Genomic DNA, 19,831 nt, shown 5'->3' on the forward strand with positions numbered 1-19,831 from the left:
CGTCGCCCAGGCGCCACGGCGGCGCCGGCGCGCGGCGCACAATGGCGGCCCCACCCGTTTGCCTCTTGCGGCATGTCTGAATCGCGCTCTTCCCTGCCCACGCTGATGGTGGGCGCTATCGGCGTGGTGTTCGGCGATATCGGCACCAGCGTGCTCTACACCGTCAAGGAGGTGTTCGGCGGCGGCCACGTGCAGTTCACGCCGGACAACGTCTATGGCGTGCTCTCGCTGATCTTCTGGACGCTGACCATCGTCGTCTCGATCAAGTACGTGACGCTGGTGCTGCGCGCCGACAACAACGGCGAGGGCGGGCTCGTTGCCATGCTCACGCTGGCGTCCAGCGCGGTCGCGGGCCGGCCGCGGCTGCGCGCGGGCATGCTGCTCGTGGGCATCTTCGGCACCTGTCTGTTCTATGGCGACGGCGTCATCACCCCGGCCATCACCACGCTGGGCGCGATGGAGGGGCTGCAAGTGGTATCGCCCTTGCTGGGCGACTATGTCATCGAGCTCACGCTGCTGGTGCTGCTGGCCTTGTTCGTGGTGCAAAAGAAGGGCACGGCCGGCATAGGGCGTTACTTCGGCCCGGTGATGCTGCTGTGGTTTGCCGTGATTGCGTTGCTGGGCCTGCGCCAGATCCTGCAGCATCCGCAGGTGCTCTGGGCGCTGCTGCCCAACCACGCGGCGCGCTTTGCGCTGGACAGCCCCGGCGTCACTTTCATCATCCTCGGCGCGGTGGTGCTGTGCGTGACCGGCTGCGAGGCCTTGTATGCCGACATGGGCCATTTCGGTCGCCGCCCGATCCGCCTGGCCTGGTTCTTCATCGCCATGCCGGCGCTGGTGCTCAACTACTTCGGCCAGGGCGCGCTGCTGCTGGCGCGCGGGCGCGAGGTGGTGGACAACCCCTTCTTCCATCTGGCGCCGCCCTGGGCCACGCTGGCGCTGGTGGTGCTGGCCACGGCCGCGGCGGTGATCGCCTCGCAGGCGCTGATCTCGGGCGCCTTCAGCGTTACCAAACAGGTGATCCAGCTCGGCTTTTTGCCTCACCTGAAGGTAGTGCATACCAGTGTGCGCGACTTGGGGCAGATCTACGTGCCGCTGGTCAACTGGGGGCTGTTTGCGCTCATCGTGCTGGCGGTGGCGATGTTTCGCTCTTCGGGCAATCTGGCGGCGGCCTACGGCATCGCGGTGACTACCGACATGTTGATCACCACGGTGCTGACTTTCTTCGTGGTGCGCTATGCGTGGAAGATGTCGCTGCTGCTGTCGCTGGCGGCCACGGGCGTCTTTCTGGTGGTTGACCTGCTGTTCTGGAGCTCCAACCTGCTCAAGCTGCTGCACGGCGGCTGGTTCCCGCTGGCGATTGCTGCGGGCGTCTTCGTGCTGATGCTCACCTGGCGCGACGGGCGCGAGCTGCTGCACCGCGCGTTGCAGCAGACGGCGCTGACGCTGGAAGACTTTCTCGAATCGCTGTTCCTCGCGCCGCCCTCGCGCGTGGAAGGCACGGCCGTCTTCATGAGCGCCGACCCGCGCATCGTGCCCAATGCGCTGCTGCACAACCTCAAGCACAACAAGGTGCTGCATGAGCAGAACCTGTTCGTGAGCGTGCATCAGCATGAAGTGCCCTGGATAGGCATGGACAAGCGCGTGCAGGTCGAGGCGCTGGGCCACGACTGCTGGCGCGTGGTGCTGCACTACGGCTTCAAGAACGACCCCGACCTGCCCAAGGCGCTGGGGCTGCTGGCTGGGCGCGGCATCAAGCTCGAGCCCATGAGCACCAGCTATTTCCTCTCGCGCCACATCGTCGCGCCGGGCCTGGCCACGGGGCTTGCGCCCTGGCGCGAGAAGCTGTTTGCCTACATGCACCACAGCGCGACGGCCGCAGCCGAGTACCTGAACCTGCCGGGCAATGCGGTGGTCGAGCTCGGCTCCAAGGTGGAAATCTGAGCACTGCGCCCGCGCCCTCGCCCGAGAACCCTCTTCAAAGACACCGCATGCGCTGGATCAAGGACCTGAGTTTTTCCGCCCTGGTGGCGGGTTTCGTTGCGGTCCTGGTGGGCTTTACCAGTTCGGTGGCGCTGGTGTTCCAGGCGGCGCAGTCCTTTGGCGCCACGCCCGAGCAGATCACCTCCTGGATGTGGGCGCTGGGCCTGGGCATGGGGCTGTGCACGCTGCTGCCGTCGCTGTGGCTGCGCCAGCCGGTGATGATCGCCTGGTCCACTCCCGGCGCCGCGGTGCTGGCGGCCGCTGGCGCCGCCGCGGGCTTCAGCATGGCCGAAGCCGTCGGGGCTTTCCTCGTGAGCGCGCTGCTGATCACGCTGGCCGGCCTCACCGGCTGGTTCGAACGGGTGATGAACCGCATTCCGGACGAGATCGCGTCCGCGCTGCTCGCCGGCGTGCTCGCGCGCTTTGGCATGCAGGCTTTCTCCGCGCTGCAGACGGCACTGGGCCTGGTGCTGGCGATGCTGGCGGCCTATCTGCTGACGCGGCGCCTGCTGCCGCGCTACGCGGTCATCGTCACGCTGGCGGTGGGAGTGGCCTGGGCGGCAGCCGCCGGGCAGATGCGCTGGTCCGAGGTGTCCTTTGAACTGGCCATGCCGGTCTTCACCGCCCCCAGCTTTACCTGGCAGGCCACCATGAGCCTGGCGCTGCCGCTGTTCATCGTCACCATGGCCTCGCAGAACCTGCCTGGCGTGGCAGTGATGCGCGCCACCGGCTATCCGGACATGCCGGTGTCCAGGCTCATCACGCTCACCGGCGTGGCGACCGCGCTGCTCGCGCCCTTTGGCGGCTATGCGCTCAATTTCAGCGCCATTACCGCCGCCATCTGCATGGGCCCGGAGGCGCACCCCGATCGCGACCGACGCTATATCGCCTCGGCCGCCTGCGGGCTGCTCTACATCATCGTCGGCATCTTCGGCGCGGTCGTCACCGGGCTGCTGCTGGCTTTTCCGCAGGAACTCGTCGTGGCCATCGCCGGGCTGGCATTGCTCGGTGCCATTGGCGCCGGCCTGGCCTCTTCGCTGCGTGAGGAGCGCCATCGCGAGGCCGCACTCATCACCTTCCTCGTCACGCTCAGCGGGGTGACGATTGCCGGCGTCGGCTCGGCGTTCTGGGGTGTGGTCGCGGGCAGCGCCGCTCTCTTTGTGCAACAGTACGGCAGATCGCGCGCCGCGTCGGTGCGCTCCTGATGTTTGAACCGCCGCCATGCACCTGCTGTTTGTCGCCGACCCGCTGGAACACTTCAAGATCTACAAGGACACCACCTTCGCCATGATGCGCGAGGCGCAGCGGCGCGGGCACCGCATCGCCGCCTGCGAGCCGCGCGACCTGCATTGGCGCACCGGCGGGAGGGTCGAAACCAGGGTGCGCGAGATCCACCTCACCGGCCAGCCCGAGGCATGGTTCAGCGAAACCGCCACGCCCGTCGTCGCCCTCACGGACTTTGATGCCGTGCTGATGCGCAAGGACCCGCCCTTCGACGCCGAATACATCTACGCCACCCACTTGCTGGAGCAGGCCGAGCGCGAAGGCGCGCGCGTCTTCAACCGCCCGGCGGCCCTGCGCAACCATCCGGAGAAGCTCGCCATCATGGAATGGCCAGAGTTCACGGGCCCGACCCTCGTCACGCGCTCGGCCGAAGAGATCCGCCGCTTCCACGAGGAGCAGCGCGACATCATCCTCAAGCCGCTGGATGGCATGGGCGGCATGGGCATCTTTCGCGTCGGACCCGATGGCTTGAACCTGGGCTCGATCATCGAAACCCTGAACAAGGACGGGGCGCAAACCGTCATGGTGCAGCGCTACCTGCCCGAGATCGTCGAGGGCGACAAGCGCGTGCTGATCATCGGCGGCCAGCCCGTTCCCTACTGCCTGGCGCGCGTGCCCCAGGGTGACGACATCCGCGGCAACCTCGCGGCCGGCGCCCGGGGAGAGGCGCGCCCGCTCACCGATACCGACCGGCACACCGCGACAACGATCGGGCGGGTGCTTGCTCCGCGGGGCTTGCTGCTCATAGGCCTGGACATCATCGGCACCCATGTGACCGAGATCAACGTCACCAGCCCGACCTGCTTTCAGGAGATCACCGAGCAGACCGGCTGCGACGTCGCCGCCTTGTTCCAGGACGCCCTGGAGGCGGCGCTGGCTGCTCCTTGAATAATTTTCCTCCCACATCTTGCGCGCTGCTCAAAACTTGGTATAGAATTCAGGGCTTCGCTGATCGCAGCGCTCTTTCTTGAACCGGGTTCTCTCTTGGGGGCTTTGGGGTGTGATGGGAAGAGACAGGGTTCGTTAACAACACACAGCCGATAAGCGTGGGCGTTTGGCTCGGTGCAGCTGCAAAGCGGCTCGCCCGCCTGGCCTGAGAGGGGCTTTGACTGCCGTAGTTGGTGCTGGCGCGCAAGCGCTGCGCTGCTGGGGCAGGCGAGGGCCATCTTGGAGCTCTGGCGCACCAAACGCTCATGAGAAAAGGAAGTGAGGATTCACTTCAATTTCCGTTTTTGAGTGAGCACAAGCAAAAGATCGAACTGTAGAGTTTGATCCTGGCTCAGATTGAACGCTGGCGGCATGCCTTACACATGCAAGTCGAACGGTAACAGGCTCTTCGGAGCGCTGACGAGTGGCGAACGGGTGAGTAAAGCATCGGAACGTGCCCGGTAGTGCGGGATAGCTCGGCGAAAGCCGGATTAATACCGCATGAGATCCGTGGATGAAAGCAGGGGACCCCTAGTGGGCCTTGCGCTACTGGAGCGGCCGATGTCGGATTAGGTAGTTGGTGGGGTAAAGGCCTACCAAGCCTGCGATCTGTAGCTGGTCTGAGAGGATGATCAGCCACATCGGGACTGAGACACGGCCCGAACTCCTGCGGGAGGCAGCAGTGGGGAATTTTGGACAATGGGGGCAACCCTGATCCAGCCATGCCGCGTGCAGGATGAAGGCCTTCGGGTTGTAAACTGCTTTTGTACGGAACGAAAAGTTCTTCTCTAATACAGAGGGACGATGACGGTACCGTAAGAATAAGCACCGGCTAACTACGTGCCAGCAGCCGCGGTAATACGTAGGGTGCGAGCGTTAATCGGAATTACTGGGCGTAAAGCGTGCGCAGGCGGCCATGCAAGACAGTGGTGAAATCCCCGGGCTCAACCTGGGAACTGCCATTGTGACTGCATGGCTGGAGTACGGCAGAGGGGGGTGGAATTCCGCGTGTAGCAGTGAAATGCGTAGATATGCGGAGGAACACCGATGGCGAAGGCAGCCCCCTGGGCCTGTACTGACGCTCATGCACGAAAGCGTGGGGAGCAAACAGGATTAGATACCCTGGTAGTCCACGCCCTAAACGATGTCAACTGGTTGTTGGGGATTCATTTCTTCAGTAACGAAGCTAACGCGTGAAGTTGACCGCCTGGGGAGTACGGCCGCAAGGTTAAAACTCAAAGGAATTGACGGGACCCGCACAAGCGGTGGATGATGTGGTTTAATTCGATGCAACGCGAAAAACCTTACCCACCTTTGACATGGCAGGAACCCTTTAGAGATAGAGGGGTGCTCGCAAGAGAGCCTGCACACAGGTGCTGCATGGCTGTCGTCAGCTCGTGTCGTGAGATGTTGGGTTAAGTCCCGCAACGAGCGCAACCCTTGCCATCAGTTGCTACGAAAGGGCACTCTGATGGGACTGCCGGTGACAAACCGGAGGAAGGTGGGGATGACGTCAAGTCCTCATGGCCCTTATAGGTGGGGCTACACACGTCATACAATGGCCGGTACAAAGGGCAGCGAAGCCGCGAGGTGAAGCCAATCCCATAAAGCCGGTCGTAGTCCGGATTGCACTCTGCAACTCGAGTGCATGAAGTCGGAATCGCTAGTAATCGTGGATCAGCATGTCACGGTGAATACGTTCCCGGGTCTTGTACACACCGCCCGTCACACCATGGGAGCGGGTCTCACCAGAAGCAGGTAGCCTAACCAATTGGAGGGCGCTTGCCACGGTGGGGTTCGTGACTGGGGTGAAGTCGTAACAAGGTAGCCGTATCGGAAGGTGCGGCTGGATCACCTCCTTTCTGGATACAACACAGAAAAAAAGCGCACAGAGCGCAAGCACAGGCAGCAGCCGCTGCTGCACAAGCGCTGGCCAGGCGCCCACACTTATCGGTTGTTGGACAGCACAAGGGGTGTGTGTCACCAGCGGTCCGGGCCCGGCAAAGGGTTCGAATGCAGTTTGACCGATTGGGGTCTGTAGCTCAGCTGGTTAGAGCACCGTCTTGATAAGGCGGGGGTCGTTGGTTCGAGTCCAACCAGACCCACCAATCCCTGGGCAAAAGATCGTGACAGCAATGGCGATCAAGATTGCGCTTGCCAGGCAAGGCGCGAGCAAGGGCCGTGTAGCAGCGCTACACAAGCGACCGAGCAACGCAGCATGGCGGGCGCAAAGGGGATTAGCTCAGCTGGGAGAGCACCTGCTTTGCAAGCAGGGGTCGTCGGTTCGATCCCGTCATCCTCCACCAGTGTGCCCAAACCAGTGCACCCCAAGCCAGATGCAGTGGCAATCTCAAAGCAAGCCAGAAGCGCCTGCTTTGACATTGGCATGAGCCAAGAAACTGGAAGCGCAAAACGCTTCCCGGCTGTTCCTTAAAAATTCACAGAGTCGAATCAGCGCTGCTGATGGCAAGGGCGTCCGCAAGGATGCGCAGTGTCATCAGTGGCAAAGAATTTGATTGCGTCAAAACGAACATGAGATTCGAGAGAAACTCTGTTTGAGTAATGACGAATGGTTCTCAAAGCACTGCTGTAAAAGGCAGAGCCAAGAAAGAAATTCGCGTTACGGCATGAAAACGCGCGAGGTGAAAGACCTCGCAAGTGAACTTGAAAACAAGGCTTGGAGGCTGCAAGGCTTCAAAGTTATAGGGTCAAGTGAACAAGAGCATGTGGTGGATGCCTTGGCGATGATAGGCGAAGAAAGACGTGGTAGCCTGCGAAAAGCTTCGGGGAGCTGGCAAACAAGCATTGATCCGGAGGTCTCTGAATGGGGAAACCCACCCGATGAGGGTATCGGTGCCTGAATACATAGGGCACGCGAGGCAAACCAGGGGAACTGAACCATCTCAGTACCCTGAGGAAAAGACATCAACCGAGATTGCGAAAGTAGTGGCGAGCGAAATCGCAGCAGCCTTCTAGAGATAGTCAAGCGGTTAGCAAAGCGGCATGGAAAGGCCGGCCATAGTGGGTGATAGCCCCGTATGCGAAAACCGTTTGGTGGTACTAGGCTAGAGACAAGTAGGGCGGGGCACGAGAAACCCTGTCTGAACATGGGGGGACCATCCTCCAAGGCTAAATACTCATCATCGACCGATAGTGAACCAGTACCGTGAGGGAAAGGCGAAAAGAACCCCGGGAGGGGAGTGAAATAGATCCTGAAACCGCATGCTTACAAAAAGTCGGAGCCTCGCAAGGGGTGACGGCGTACCTTTTGTATAATGGGTCAGCGACTTACATTCAGTGGCAAGCTTAACCGAATAGGGAAGGCGCAGGGAAACCGAGTCCGAACAGGGCGTCTTTAGTCGCTGGGTGTAGACCCGAAACCAGGTGATCTATCCATGGCCAGGATGAAGGTGTTGTAACAGGCACTGGAGGTCCGAACCGACTGGTGTTGCAAAACCAGCGGATGAGCTGTGGATAGGGGTGAAAGGCTAAACAAACCTGGAAATAGCTGGTTCTCTCCGAAAACTATTTAGGTAGTGCCTCGCGTATTACCTTCGGGGGTAGAGCACTGTTTAGGCTAGGGGGTCATGGCGACTTACCAACCCTAGGCAAACTCCGAATACCGAAGAGTAGAGCGCGGGAGACAGTGCACCGGGTGCTAACGTCCGGACACAAGAGGGAAACAACCCAGACCGCCAGCTAAGGTCCCTAAAATTGGCTAAGTGGGAAACGAAGTGGGAAGGCTAAAACAGTCAGGATGTTGGCTTAGAAGCAGCCATCATTTAAAGAAAGCGTAATAGCTCACTGATCGAGTCGTCCTGCGCGGAAGATGTAACGGGGCTCAAGCCAGTTACCGAAGCTGCGGATGCACAACTTGTTTGTGCGTGGTAGGAGAGCGTTGTGTAAGCCTGTGAAGGTGTCTGGTAACGGATGCTGGAGGTATCACAAGTGCGAATGCTGACATGAGTAGCGTTAAAGCGGGTGAAAAGCCCGCTCGCCGTAAGCGCAAGGTTTCCTACGCAACGTTCATCGGCGTAGGGTGAGTCGGCCCCTAAGGTGAGGCAGAGATGCGTAGCTGATGGGAAACGGGTCAATATTCCCGTACCGCTCAATGGTGCGATGTGGGGACGAAGAAGGTTAGCTCAGCCAACTGTTGGACATGTTGGTTCAAGCCTGTAGTCGTGCCCGGTAGGCAAATCCGCCGGGCTGAGATGAGGGGTGACAACGAGGGCACTTGTGCCTGAAGTGAGTGATACCCTGCTTCCAGGAAAAGCCACTAAGCTTCAGCCATTGACGACCGTACCGCAAACCGACACTGGTGCGCGAGATGAGTATTCCAAGGCGCTTGAGAGAACTGCGGAGAAGGAACTCGGCAAATTGATACCGTAACTTCGGGAGAAGGTATGCCGCAAGTAGGTGAAGCCTGTACAGGTGGAGCCCAAAGCGGTTGCAATAAATCGGTGGCTGCGACTGTTTAATAAAAACACAGCACTCTGCAAAGACGAAAGTCGACGTATAGGGTGTGACGCCTGCCCGGTGCTGGAAGATTAAGTGATGGGGTGCAAGCTCTTGATCGAAGTCCCAGTAAACGGCGGCCGTAACTATAACGGTCCTAAGGTAGCGAAATTCCTTGTCGGGTAAGTTCCGACCTGCACGAATGGCGTAACGATGGCCACACTGTCTCCTCCGCAGACTCAGCGAAGTTGAAATGTTTGTGATGATGCAATCTCCCCGCGGAAAGACGGAAAGACCCCATGAACCTTTACTGTAGCTTTGTATTGGACTTTGAACGGATCTGTGTAGGATAGGTGGGAGGCTTTGAAGGGTGCTCGCTAGAGTGCCTGGAGCCAACGTTGAAATACCACCCTGGTGCGTTTGAGGTTCTAACCTTGGGCCCTGATCGGGCTTGGGGACAGTGCATGGTAGGCAGTTTGACTGGGGCGGTCTCCTCCCAAAGCGTAACGGAGGAGTTCGAAGGTACGCTAGTTACGGTCGGACATCGTGACGATAGTGCAATGGCACAAGCGTGCTTGACTGCGAGACTGACACGTCGAGCAGGTGCGAAAGCAGGACATAGTGATCCGGTGGTTCTGTATGGAAGGGCCATCGCTCAACGGATAAAAGGTACTCTGGGGATAACAGGCTGATACCGCCCAAGAGTTCATATCGACGGCGGTGTTTGGCACCTCGATGTCGGCTCATCTCATCCTGGGGCTGTAGTCGGTCCCAAGGGTATGGCTGTTCGCCATTTAAAGAGGTACGTGAGCTGGGTTTAAAACGTCGTGAGACAGTTTTGTCCCTATCTTCCGTGGGCGCTGCAGATTTGAGGAGACCTGCTCCTAGTACGAGAGGACCGGAGTGGACGCACCGCTGGTGTACCTGTTGTCACGCCCGTGGCATCGCAGGGTAGCTATGTGCGGAAGAGATAAGCGCTGAAAGCATCTAAGCGCGAAACTCCCTCCAAGATGAGATCTGCCGGGGGCTAGACCCCCCTGAAGGGTCGTTGTAGACCACAACGTTGATAGGCTGGGTGTGCAAGAGCAGCAATGCCCGCAGCTAACCAGTACTAATTGCCCGTGAGGCTTGACCCTATAACCTTGAGGCCCAAAAAACACCAAAAAAGCCCAAGGTCCATGCCAAAGACTCAATCAAATTCCAAAAACGATTCGACTGCTGTGAATGAGCTGCACAAAAAAAGGCACCACAACGCCCCCACCAACGTGCAGCTACCCTTTACGCCTGATGACAATAGCAAGCCGGAACCACCCCTGCCCATCCCGAACAGGACCGTGAAACAGCTTCGCGCCAATGATAGTGCGGACTCCCGTGTGAAAGTAGGTCATCGTCAGGCACCCATACCAACAACAAACCCCCTGCCTCAAGCACTACACAGGTGCAAAGGACAGGGGGTTTGGTGTTTGCAGGGGTGAGCATCGGGACGCCCCTGCCAGCGGCGCAGCTGCTCGGGCGGGACAGGCCGAGGTCACAGGGCCGGCGCGAACCGCTCGGGCGCCAGCGCAAATTTTCCTGCCTCGGCGCGCGGCGCGGCCAAAAAATCGGCTACAATGCCCGATTGCGCGGAGGAGTGCCCGAGTGGTTAAAGGGGGCAGACTGTAAATCTGTTGGCTTGCGCCTACATTGGTTCGAATCCAATCTCCTCCACCAGCTGAAGACGTCGGAATCGCGCTTGCGGGCGGGTGTCGCCTGCGGGAGTAGTTCAATGGTAGAACCTTAGCCTTCCAAGCTAATGACGCGGGTTCGATTCCCGTCTCCCGCTCCAGCTTCGGGGTGCCGTGCTTGCGGCGGCGCCTCAGGCCCTTGTGGCTCAGTGGTAGAGCACTCCCTTGGTAAGGGAGAGGTCGTGGGTCCGATTCCCACCAAGGGCACCAAGTATCGAAGACGGCCGGCACAGCCGGCGCCATGAACTGATTGGTGTAGTTTTTTCGGAGTCGAAAAGATGGCAAAAGGAAAATTCGAGCGTACCAAGCCGCACGTGAACGTGGGCACCATTGGTCACGTGGACCACGGCAAGACGACGCTCACTGCAGCGATCGCCACCGTGCTGGGCAAGAAGTTCGGCGGTGACGTCAAGAGCTACGACCAGATCGACAACGCCCCGGAAGAAAAGGCCCGCGGCATCACCATCAACACCTCGCACGTGGAGTACGAGACGGCAAACCGCCACTACGCCCACGTGGACTGCCCCGGCCACGCCGACTATGTCAAGAACATGATCACCGGCGCCGCCCAGATGGACGGCGCCATCCTCGTGTGCTCGGCCGCCGACGGCCCCATGCCCCAGACGCGTGAGCACATCCTGCTGGCCCGCCAGGTCGGCGTGCCCTACATCATCGTGTTCCTCAACAAGTGCGACATGGTCGATGACGCCGAGCTGCTCGAACTCGTCGAGATGGAAGTGCGCGAGCTGCTGTCCAAATACGAATTCCCCGGCGACGACACCCCCATCATCAAGGGCTCGGCCAAGCTGGCGCTCGAAGGCGACACGGGCGAGCTCGGCGAGCAGGCCATCATGCAACTGGCCGAAGCGCTGGACAGCTACATCCCCACGCCCGAGCGCGCCATCGACGGCGCCTTCCTCATGCCCGTGGAAGACGTGTTTTCCATCTCGGGTCGCGGCACCGTGATCACCGGACGCGTGGAGCGTGGCATCGTCAAGGTCGGCGAGGAAGTGGAGATCGTCGGGATCCGCGACACGCAAAAGACCACCGTCACCGGCGTGGAAATGTTCAGAAAGCTCCTGGACCAGGGTCAGGCGGGCGACAACGTCGGCATCTTGCTGCGCGGCACCAAGCGCGAAGACGTCGAGCGCGGCCAGGTCGTGGCCAAGCCCGGCTCGATCACGCCGCACACGCACTTCACCTGCGAGGTCTACGTGCTGTCCAAGGACGAGGGCGGGCGCCACACGCCGTTCTTCAACAACTACCGCCCGCAGTTCTACTTTCGCACCACCGACGTGACCGGCGCCATCGAGCTGCCGGCCGACAAGGAGATGGTGATGCCCGGCGACAACGTGTCCATGACCGTCAAGCTCATCCACCCCATCGCCATGGAAGAAGGCCTGCGCTTTGCCATCCGCGAGGGTGGACGCACCGTGGGTGCGGGCGTGGTGGCGAAGATCATCGAATAGCAGGAGTACTGCAGGGGTATAGCTCAATTGGCAGAGCGTCGGTCTCCAAAACCGAAGGTTGTAGGTTCGATTCCTACTGCCCCTGCCACCACCGGGTGGCGCCTCTGAAGAGCCCGTCAGCCTTGACGGGCTTCGGCGTCTGTGTGGTGCATTGAATCAGGATAACGAATGGCGACTTCCCAGGTACAAACGGTGTCCAGCGCGGCGGACAAGGCCAAGCTCGCCTTGGCCGGCGTGCTGGTCGTGGCCGCATTGGCGGGGTTTTATTTCCTTGGCAAGCAAGGTCCGCTGGTGCAGTGGGGTTCGCTGGCGGGCGGTCTTGCGGCGGCCTGCGTGGTTTTCTTCCTCTCCGAGACCGGGCGCCAGCTGATCGCCTTCTCGCGCGATGCCTGGCGTGAAGTCAGCAAGGTGGTGTGGCCCACGCGCAAGGAAACCATGCAGATGACCGCCTATGTGTTTGCCCTGGTGGTGCTGATGGCTGCTTTTCTCTGGTTGACCGACAAGACGCTGGAATGGGTGCTCTACGACCTCATCCTGGGGTGGAGGAAGTGATGGCTGAGATGAACGAAAACACCCCCGAGCCCACCGCAGCCGAGGCGGCGCCCGCCTCGCATTTGCGTTGGTACATCGTCCATGCCTATTCCGGCATGGAAAAGGCGGTGGAACGCAACATTCTCGAGCGCATCAAACGCGCCGGCATGCAGGAGAAATTCGGCCGCATCCTGGTGCCGACCGAGGAAGTGGTGGAGCTGCGCAACGGCCAGCGCCGCACGACGGAACGCCGCCTGTATCCGGGCTACGTGTTCGTGCAGATGGAGATGGACGACGACACCTGGCATTTGATCAAGCACACCAACAAGGTGACCGGCTTCGTCGGCGGTGCCAAGAATCGGCCGGCGCCGATCTCGGATGAAGAGGTCAGCAAGATCGAGAACCAGGTGCAGGAAGGCGCGGACAAGCCGCGCCACAAGATCGAGTTCGTCACCGGTGAAGTGGTGCGCGTCAAGGACGGGCCGTTCACCGACTTCAACGGCACGGTCGAGGACGTGAATTACGAAAAGAGCCGCCTGCGCGTGGCGGTGATGATTTTTGGCCGCTCCACTCCGGTGGAGCTGGAATTCGGTCAGGTGGAAAAGTCCTGAACGCGAACGGCATGCGGGATGCGCGGCTTTACGGCTCGGCCGCACATCCGTCGAAGATAGAAGAGTCGATCACCCCCGGGGAGCTTGACGTCAGATCGTCGGGCGCTTGACCCGCAAGGAGTATTCATGGCGAAGAAAATCGTCGGCTTCATCAAGCTGCAAGTGCCAGCTGGCAAGGCCAACCCATCACCCCCCATCGGTCCTGCGCTGGGTCAGCGCGGACTGAACATCATGGAGTTCTGCAAGGCGTTCAACGCGCAGACCCAGGGCGTGGAGCCCGGTCTGCCCTTGCCGGTGGTGATCACCGCGTTTGCCGACAAGAGCTTCACCTTCATCATCAAGACGCCGCCCGCGACCGTGCTGATCAAGAAGGCGATCAAGCTGGACAAGGGTTCGGCCAATGCCAAGGCGAGCAAGGTGGGCAAGATCACGCGCGATCAGCTCGAAGAGATTGCCAAGACCAAGCTCAAGGACATGAATGCCGCCGACGTGGACGCCGCCGTGCGCACGCTCGCCGGTTCGGCCCGCTCGATGGGCGTTGCGGTGGAGGGCGTGTAAATGGCCAAGCTCACGAAGAAGCAGAAGGCCCTGCAGGGCAAGGTGGACAGCGGCAAGCTTTATCCGCTGGCGGATGCGCTCGCCATCGTCAAGGAAGCGGCGACGGCCAAGTTCGATGAATCCATCGACGTGGCGGTGCAGCTCGGCGTCGATGCCAAGAAGTCCGACCAGGTGGTGCGCGGCGCCGTGGTGCTGCCCAACGGCACCGGCAAGGTCAAGCGCGTGGCGGTGTTCGCCCAAGGCGCCAAGGCCGAAGAGGCAAGCGCTGCCGGCGCCGACGTGGTGGGCATGGACGACCTGGCGGCACGCGTCAAGGCCGGCGACATGCCGTTTGACGTGGTGATTGCCGCGCCCGACGCGATGCGCGTGGTCGGCCAGCTCGGCCAGATCCTGGGCCCGCGCGGCCTGATGCCCAACCCCAAGGTGGGTACCGTGACGCCGGACGTCGCCACTGCGGTGAAGAACGCCAAGGCGGGTCAGGTGCAGTTTCGCGTGGACAAGGCCGGCATCGTGCATTCGACCATCGGCCGCCGTTCGTTCGAGACCGACAAGCTGCAGGGCAACCTGGTGGCGCTGGTGGATGCGCTCACCAAGGCAAAGCCCGCTACCAGCAAGGGTGTGTACCTGCGCAAGGTGGCGGTGTCCAGCACCATGGGCCTGGGCGTGCGCGTGGACACGCAGACCCTGAACGGCTGAGCGGGTGCAAGGAATTGGGGTGCCTTCGCGGGCGCCCCGGAGGTGGGCGGCGCGCCAGCGCGCTGGCCATCCAAGACCGTTGGTGTGCTCACCGGGAGCACTTAAACCCTGAAGGGCCAACGCAGATGGCGATCCCGCTGAGAACGGAATGAAGGTTCCCCAACAGTTGGTCGCTGCAAACCAAGCGCGCATTGAGGGGTTCGCCCCGAGGTGCGCATACGAAGGAGTAGACCTTGAGTCTGAATCGCAGTGAGAAAGAAGCGGTCATCAGTGAAGTGACCGAACTCGCCGCCAAAGCTCAAACGCTCGTGATCGCCGAGTACCGTGGCATCACGGTGGCCGACATGACCAAGTTGCGTGCCAGTGCGCGCGGCCAGGGTGTGAGTCTGAGTGTTCTGAAGAACACTCTGGCGCGCCGGGCCGTCAATGGCAGCAACTTCGAAGTGCTGGCCGACCAGATGACCGGCCCGCTGATCTATGGCTTCTCCGAAGACGCCGTGGCCGCCGCAAAGGTGGTGGCCGATTTCGCGAAGACCAACGACAAGCTGGTGATTCGCGGCGGTGCCTTCGCGGGCAAGACCCTGGACGTGAACGGCGTGAAGGAGCTGGCCAGCATTCCCTCCAAGGACGTGCTGCTGGCCCAGCTGTGTGGCTTGCTCATGTCGCCGATTTCCCGCACCGCGGTGGTGCTGGGCGCGCTGGCGACGAAGAAGGGCGAAGGTGCGCCGGCAGCCGCCTGAGGCGGTGTGCGCACGCGTTATCCAACAAACCAACATTCCTAGGAAATCAAAATGGCATTCGACAAAGACGCATTCCTGACCGCGCTGGACGGCATGACCGTGCTGGAACTCAACGACCTGGTCAAGGCGATTGAAGAGAAGTTTGGCGTGAGCGCCGCCGCCATGGCCGCGCCGGCCGCTGGTGGCGCCGCCGGTGGCGCTGCCGCCGCAGCCGAAGAGAAGACTGAGTTCGACCTGGTGCTGGCCGAAGTGGGCGCCAACAAGGTCTCGGTCATCAAGGCGGTGCGCGAGATCACCGGCCTGGGCCTGAAGGAGGCCAAGGACCTGGTGGACGGCGCGCCCAAGACCGTCAAGGAAGCGATGCCCAAGGCCGACGCCGAGGCCGCTGCCAAGAAGCTTACCGAGGCGGGCGCCAAGGCCGAGCTCAAGTAAGACCTGCCGCAAGCGCCGGGCTGGAGGTCTTGCAAAGAGGCCTCCAGCCCTTGGCGCTTGTGGGTGCCAGCGCTGCGAAGCGCACCAGAAAGCGGCCCATGGGCTGTTTTCTAGTGTCTTTCGCTCTTGTCCGACAACGAAAGACGCCTTGGTTCGGGCGATGTGCAATGCATCGCCGTCCGCCATGGTTGGTAGTGGCCAACCGCCAAGCCCGCGGAGCCTGCACGTCCGCGGGAGCAGTCGTCGAAGACCACTTTTCATGTCTTTGCCCGGAGTATTCATGGCCCCAACATCCACGTACAGCTATACCGAACGCAAACGCATCCGCAAGAATTTCGGCACGCGCGACAGCGTGCTCGAAGTGCCCTACCTGCTGCAGATGCAAAAGGACGCTTACACCGCGTTCCTGCAGGCCGAAGTCCCTCCGAAGAAACGCACTGCCGAAGGTCTGCAGGCCGCTTTCCTGTCGGCTTTCCCCATCGTCTCGCACAACGGCTTCGTGGAGATGAAGTTCGTCGAGTACAACCTGGCCAAGCCCACGTTCGACGTGCGCGAATGCCAGACGCGCGGCCTCACGTTCGCCTCGGCCGTGCGCGCGCGCGTGCAGCTCATCATCTACGACCGCGACGCCTCGACCAAGGACTCCAAGGTGGTCAAGGAGGTCAAGGAGCAAGAGGTCTACATGGGCGAAGTGCCGCGCATGACGGACAAGGGCTCCTTCGTGATCAACGGCACCGAGCGCGTGATCGTCAGCCAGCTGCACCGCTCGCCCGGCGTGTTCTTCGAGCACGACAAGGGCAAGACGCACAGCTCTGGCAAGCTGCTGTTCTCGGCGCGCATCATTCCCTATCGCGGCTCCTGGCTGGACTTCGAGTTCGACCCCAAGGACATCCTGTACTTCCGCGTGGACCGTCGGCGCAAGATGCCGGTGACCATCTTGCTCAAGGCGATCGGCCTGAACAACGAGCAGATCCTGGCGCACTTCTTCGTCAACGACAACTTCCGCCTGATGGATTCGGGCGCGCAGATGGAATTCGTCGCCGATCGCCTCAAGGGCGAGGTGGCGCGCTTTGACATCACCGACAAGTCGGGCAAGGTGGTCGTTGCCAAGGACAAGCGCATCACCGCGCGCCATACGCGCGAGCTCGAGCAGTCCAAGACGAGCTGGATCAGCGTGCCCGAGGACTTTCTCATCGGCCGCGTGCTCGCGCACAACATTGTCGACGGCGACACCGGCGAGATCATCGCCAAGGCCAACGACGAGCTGACCGAGGCGCTGCTCAAGACGCTGCGCACGGCGGGCGTGAAGGAGCTGCCCTGCATCCACACCAATGAGCTCGATCAGGGGCCTTACATCTCGCAGACCCTGCGCATGGACGAGACCAGCGACGAGTTCGCCGCGCGCGTGGCCATCTACCGCATGATGCGCCCCGGCGAGCCGCCGACCGAGGACGCGGTGCAGGCCTTGTTCCAGCGCCTGTTCTACAACCACGACACCTACGACTTGTCGCGCGTGGGGCGCATGAAGTTCAACGCCAAGGTAGGCCGCGAGGAATCGACCGGCCCCATGGTGCTGTCCAACGAGGACATCCTGGCCGTGGTCAAGATCCTGGTCGATCTGCGCAACGGCAAGGGCGAGGTCGACGACATCGACCATCTGGGCAATCGCCGCGTGCGCTGCGTGGGCGAGCTCGCCGAGAACCAGTACCGCACGGGCTTGGCGCGCATCGAGAAGGCCGTGAAGGAGCGCCTGGGTCAGGCCGAGCAAGACCCCTTGATGCCGCACGACCTGATCAACTCCAAGCCGATTTCCGCCGCGCTCAAGGAGTTCTTCGGTGCCTCGCAGCTCAGCCAGTTCATGGACCAGACCAACCCGCTGGCCGAGATCACGCACAAGCGCCGCGTTTCGGCCCTCGGCCCGGGGGGCCTGACGCGCGAGCGCGCCGGTTTTGAAGTGCGCGACGTGCACGTCACGCACTACGGCCGCGTGTGCCCGATCGAAACGCCTGAAGGCCCGAACATCGGCCTGATCAATTCGCTCGCCTTGTACGCGCGCCTGAACGAGTACGGCTTCATCGAGACGCCCTACCGCCGCGTGGTCGATGGCAAGGTGACCGACGAGATCGACTACCTCTCGGCCATTGAAGAGGGCAAGTACATCATTGCCCAGGCCAATGCGGCGCTGGACGACAAGGGGCGCCTCACCGGCGAACTGGTGAGCGCGCGCGAGCAGGGCGAATCCACGCTGGTCTCGGCCGACCGCGTGCAGTACATGGACGTCTCGCCCGCGCAGATCGTCTCGGTGGCGGCCTCTCTCGTGCCCTTCCTGGAGCACAACGACGCCAACCGCGCGCTGATGGGCGCCAACATGTCGCGCCAGGCGGTGCCGGTACTGCGCCCCGAAAAGCCCCTGGTGGGCACGGGCATAGAGCGCGTGGCCGCGATCGACTCGGGTACCGTGGTGACGGCCGAGCGCGGCGGCGTGGTCGATTACGTGGATGCAACCCGCATCGTGATCCGCGTGCACGACGACGAGGCCGTGGCCGGCGAAGTGGGTGTGGACATCTACAACCTGATCAAGTACCAGCGCTCCAACCAGAACACCAACATCCACCAGCGCCCCATCGTCAAGAAGGGCGACGTACTGGCCAAGGGCGACGTGATTGCCGACGGTGCTTCGACCGACCTGGGCGAGATCGCGATCGGGCAGAACATGCTGATCGCCTTCATGCCCTGGAACGGCTACAACTTCGAGGATTCCATCCTGATCAGCGAGCGCGTGGTGGCCGACGACCGCTATACCAGCGTGCACATCGAAGAGCTCGTGGTGATGGCGCGCGACACCAAGCTCGGTGCCGAGGAAATCACGCGCGACATTCCCAACCTCTCGGAGCAGCAGCTCAATCGTCTGGACGACTCGGGCATCATCTACGTGGGCGCCGAGGTGCAGCCGGGCGACACGCTGGTCGGCAAGGTCACGCCCAAGGGCGAGACCACGCTGACGCCGGAAGAAAAGCTGCTGCGCGCAATCTTTGGCGAGAAGGCCTCCGACGTGAAGGACACCTCGCTGCGCGTGGAGCAGGGCAGCCAGGGCACGGTGATCGACGTGCAGGTGTTCACCCGCGAAGGCATACAGCGCGACAAGCGTGCGCAGCAGATCATCGACGACGAGCTCAAGCGCTATCGCCTGGACCTGAACGACCGCCTGCGCATCGTCGAGGCCGACGCGTTCGACCGCATCGAGAAGCTGCTTACCGGCAAGGTCGCCAACGGCGGACCGAACAAGCTGCCCAAGGGCAGCAAGCTGGACAAGGCTTACCTTGCGAGCGTCGATCGCCACCACTGGTTCGACATCCGCCTGGCGGACGACACCGTGGCTGCGCAGCTCGAATCCATGAAGAACGCGATGGAGCACACGCGCCACGAGTTCGACCTGGCGTTTGAAGAAAAGCGCAAGAAGCTCACCCAGGGCGACGAGCTGCCTGCGGGCGTGCTCAAGATGGTCAAGGTCTACCTGGCCGTCAAGCGCCGCCTGCAACCCGGCGACAAGATGGCCGGGCGCCATGGCAACAAGGGTGTGGTGTCCAAGATCGTCCCCGTCGAAGACATGCCCTACATGGAAGACGGCACGCCGGCCGACATCGTCCTGAACCCGCTGGGCGTGCCCTCGCGCATGAACATCGGCCAGGTGCTGGAAGTGCACCTGGGCTGGGCCGCCAAGGGGCTGGGCCAGCGCATTGCCGACATGCTCGACCAGCAGGCCAAGGTGGCCGAGCTGCGCAAGTTCATGGAGAAGATCTACACCACCCGCGGGCGCAAGGACGGCCTGGCGCTGCTGGGCGACGAGGATCTGCTGGCCATGGCGCAGGAGCTGCGCTCGGGCGTGCCGTTTGCCTCTCCGGTCTTCGACGGCGCGACCGAAGAAGAGATCAAGGAGATGCTGCAACTGGCCTACCCGGACGAGATCGCCAAGGCCAAGGGCCTGACCGCGCCGCGCACCCAGGCCTGGCTCTACGACGGGCGCACCGGCGAGCGTTTCGAGCGCCCGACCACCGTGGGCTACATGCACTACCTGAAGCTGCACCATCTGGTCGACGACAAGATGCACGCGCGCTCTACCGGCCCGTACTCGCTGGTCACGCAGCAGCCTCTGGGCGGCAAGGCGCAGTTTGGCGGCCAGCGCTTCGGCGAGATGGAAGTCTGGGCGCTGGAAGCCTACGGCGCGGCCTATGTGCTGCAGGAGATGCTCACGGTGAAGTCCGACGACGTGCAGGGCCGCACCAAGGTCTACGAGAACATCGTCAAGGGCGAGCACTCGATCGAGGCAGGCATGCCCGAATCCTTCAACGTGCTGATCAAGGAGATCCGCTCGCTGGGTCTGGATATCGAGTTGGACCGCTCCTGAGACCGAGTGGATTTAG

11 protein-coding genes, 5 tRNA genes and 3 rRNA genes are annotated in these 19,831 nt (G+C 61.8%); all 19 read left to right on the forward strand.

Going from position 1 to position 19,831, the window contains the following annotated elements; all coding sequences use genetic code 11:
- Positions 1-72: 72 nt before the first annotated feature.
- Positions 73-1,944 carry a potassium transporter Kup gene (locus tag KUD94_RS13025; RefSeq protein ID WP_218237618.1) on the forward strand — a complete coding sequence of 624 codons (1,872 nt, stop codon included), beginning with the start codon at positions 73-75 and terminating at the stop codon, positions 1,942-1,944.
- A gap of 47 nt (positions 1,945-1,991) precedes the next feature.
- Positions 1,992-3,188 (forward strand): benzoate/H(+) symporter BenE family transporter, encoded by a 1,197-nt coding sequence (locus KUD94_RS13030; protein WP_218237619.1) that lies wholly within the window; start codon positions 1,992-1,994, stop codon positions 3,186-3,188.
- A gap of 16 nt (positions 3,189-3,204) precedes the next feature.
- Positions 3,205-4,155 (forward strand): glutathione synthase, encoded by a 951-nt coding sequence (gene gshB, locus KUD94_RS13035; RefSeq protein ID WP_218237620.1) that lies wholly within the window; start codon positions 3,205-3,207, stop codon positions 4,153-4,155.
- A 368-nt stretch (positions 4,156-4,523) separates the two neighbouring features.
- A 16S ribosomal RNA gene (locus tag KUD94_RS13040) occupies positions 4,524-6,056 on the forward strand.
- Positions 6,057-6,225: 169 nt separating this feature from the next.
- A tRNA-Ile gene (locus tag KUD94_RS13045) sits at positions 6,226-6,302 on the forward strand.
- A gap of 598 nt (positions 6,303-6,900) precedes the next feature.
- Positions 6,901-9,785 (forward strand): 23S ribosomal RNA (locus tag KUD94_RS13050).
- 147 nt (positions 9,786-9,932) lie between these two features.
- Positions 9,933-10,045: ribosomal RNA gene (gene rrf / locus KUD94_RS13055) — 5S ribosomal RNA — on the forward strand.
- The 16S, 23S and 5S rRNA genes sit together here with 4 tRNA genes alongside, the layout of an rRNA operon.
- A gap of 228 nt (positions 10,046-10,273) precedes the next feature.
- Positions 10,274-10,359 (forward strand) — tRNA-Tyr (locus KUD94_RS13060).
- Between the two features lie 41 nt (positions 10,360-10,400).
- Positions 10,401-10,474: transfer RNA gene (locus tag KUD94_RS13065), tRNA-Gly, on the forward strand.
- A 34-nt stretch (positions 10,475-10,508) separates the two neighbouring features.
- Positions 10,509-10,583: transfer RNA gene (locus KUD94_RS13070), tRNA-Thr, on the forward strand.
- A 68-nt stretch (positions 10,584-10,651) separates the two neighbouring features.
- Entirely contained in the window at positions 10,652-11,842 is a 1,191-nt protein-coding gene (tuf, locus tag KUD94_RS13075) for an elongation factor Tu (protein ID WP_218237621.1), read from the forward strand.
- Between the two features lie 12 nt (positions 11,843-11,854).
- Positions 11,855-11,930: transfer RNA gene (locus tag KUD94_RS13080), tRNA-Trp, on the forward strand.
- A gap of 80 nt (positions 11,931-12,010) precedes the next feature.
- A complete protein-coding gene (gene secE, locus KUD94_RS13085) occupies positions 12,011-12,394 on the forward strand; it encodes a preprotein translocase subunit SecE (protein WP_218237622.1) in 384 nt (127 codons plus the stop codon).
- A gap of 8 nt (positions 12,395-12,402) precedes the next feature.
- Entirely contained in the window at positions 12,403-12,984 is a 582-nt protein-coding gene (gene nusG, locus KUD94_RS13090) for a transcription termination/antitermination protein NusG (protein WP_218239302.1), read from the forward strand.
- Positions 12,985-13,110: 126 nt separating this feature from the next.
- Positions 13,111-13,542, forward strand: a complete 432-nt coding sequence (gene rplK, locus KUD94_RS13095) for a 50S ribosomal protein L11 (protein WP_218237623.1) — start codon at positions 13,111-13,113, stop codon at positions 13,540-13,542.
- Positions 13,543-14,238, forward strand: a complete 696-nt coding sequence (gene rplA, locus KUD94_RS13100) for a 50S ribosomal protein L1 (protein WP_218237624.1) — start codon at positions 13,543-13,545, stop codon at positions 14,236-14,238.
- 233 nt (positions 14,239-14,471) lie between these two features.
- On the forward strand, positions 14,472-14,978 hold the full coding sequence (gene rplJ, locus KUD94_RS13105; RefSeq protein WP_218237625.1) for a 50S ribosomal protein L10: 507 nt from the start codon (positions 14,472-14,474) through the stop codon (positions 14,976-14,978).
- Between the two features lie 51 nt (positions 14,979-15,029).
- A complete protein-coding gene (rplL, locus tag KUD94_RS13110; RefSeq protein WP_218237626.1) occupies positions 15,030-15,410 on the forward strand; it encodes a 50S ribosomal protein L7/L12 in 381 nt (126 codons plus the stop codon).
- Positions 15,411-15,690: 280 nt separating this feature from the next.
- A complete protein-coding gene (gene rpoB, locus KUD94_RS13115) occupies positions 15,691-19,815 on the forward strand; it encodes a DNA-directed RNA polymerase subunit beta (protein WP_218237627.1) in 4,125 nt (1,374 codons plus the stop codon).
- The last annotated feature ends 16 nt before the right edge of the window (positions 19,816-19,831 follow it).

Origin of the sequence: Comamonas sp. NLF-1-9 (genome assembly GCF_019195435.1) — a bacterium.
GTDB lineage: Bacteria > Pseudomonadota > Gammaproteobacteria > Burkholderiales > Burkholderiaceae_C > Comamonas_C.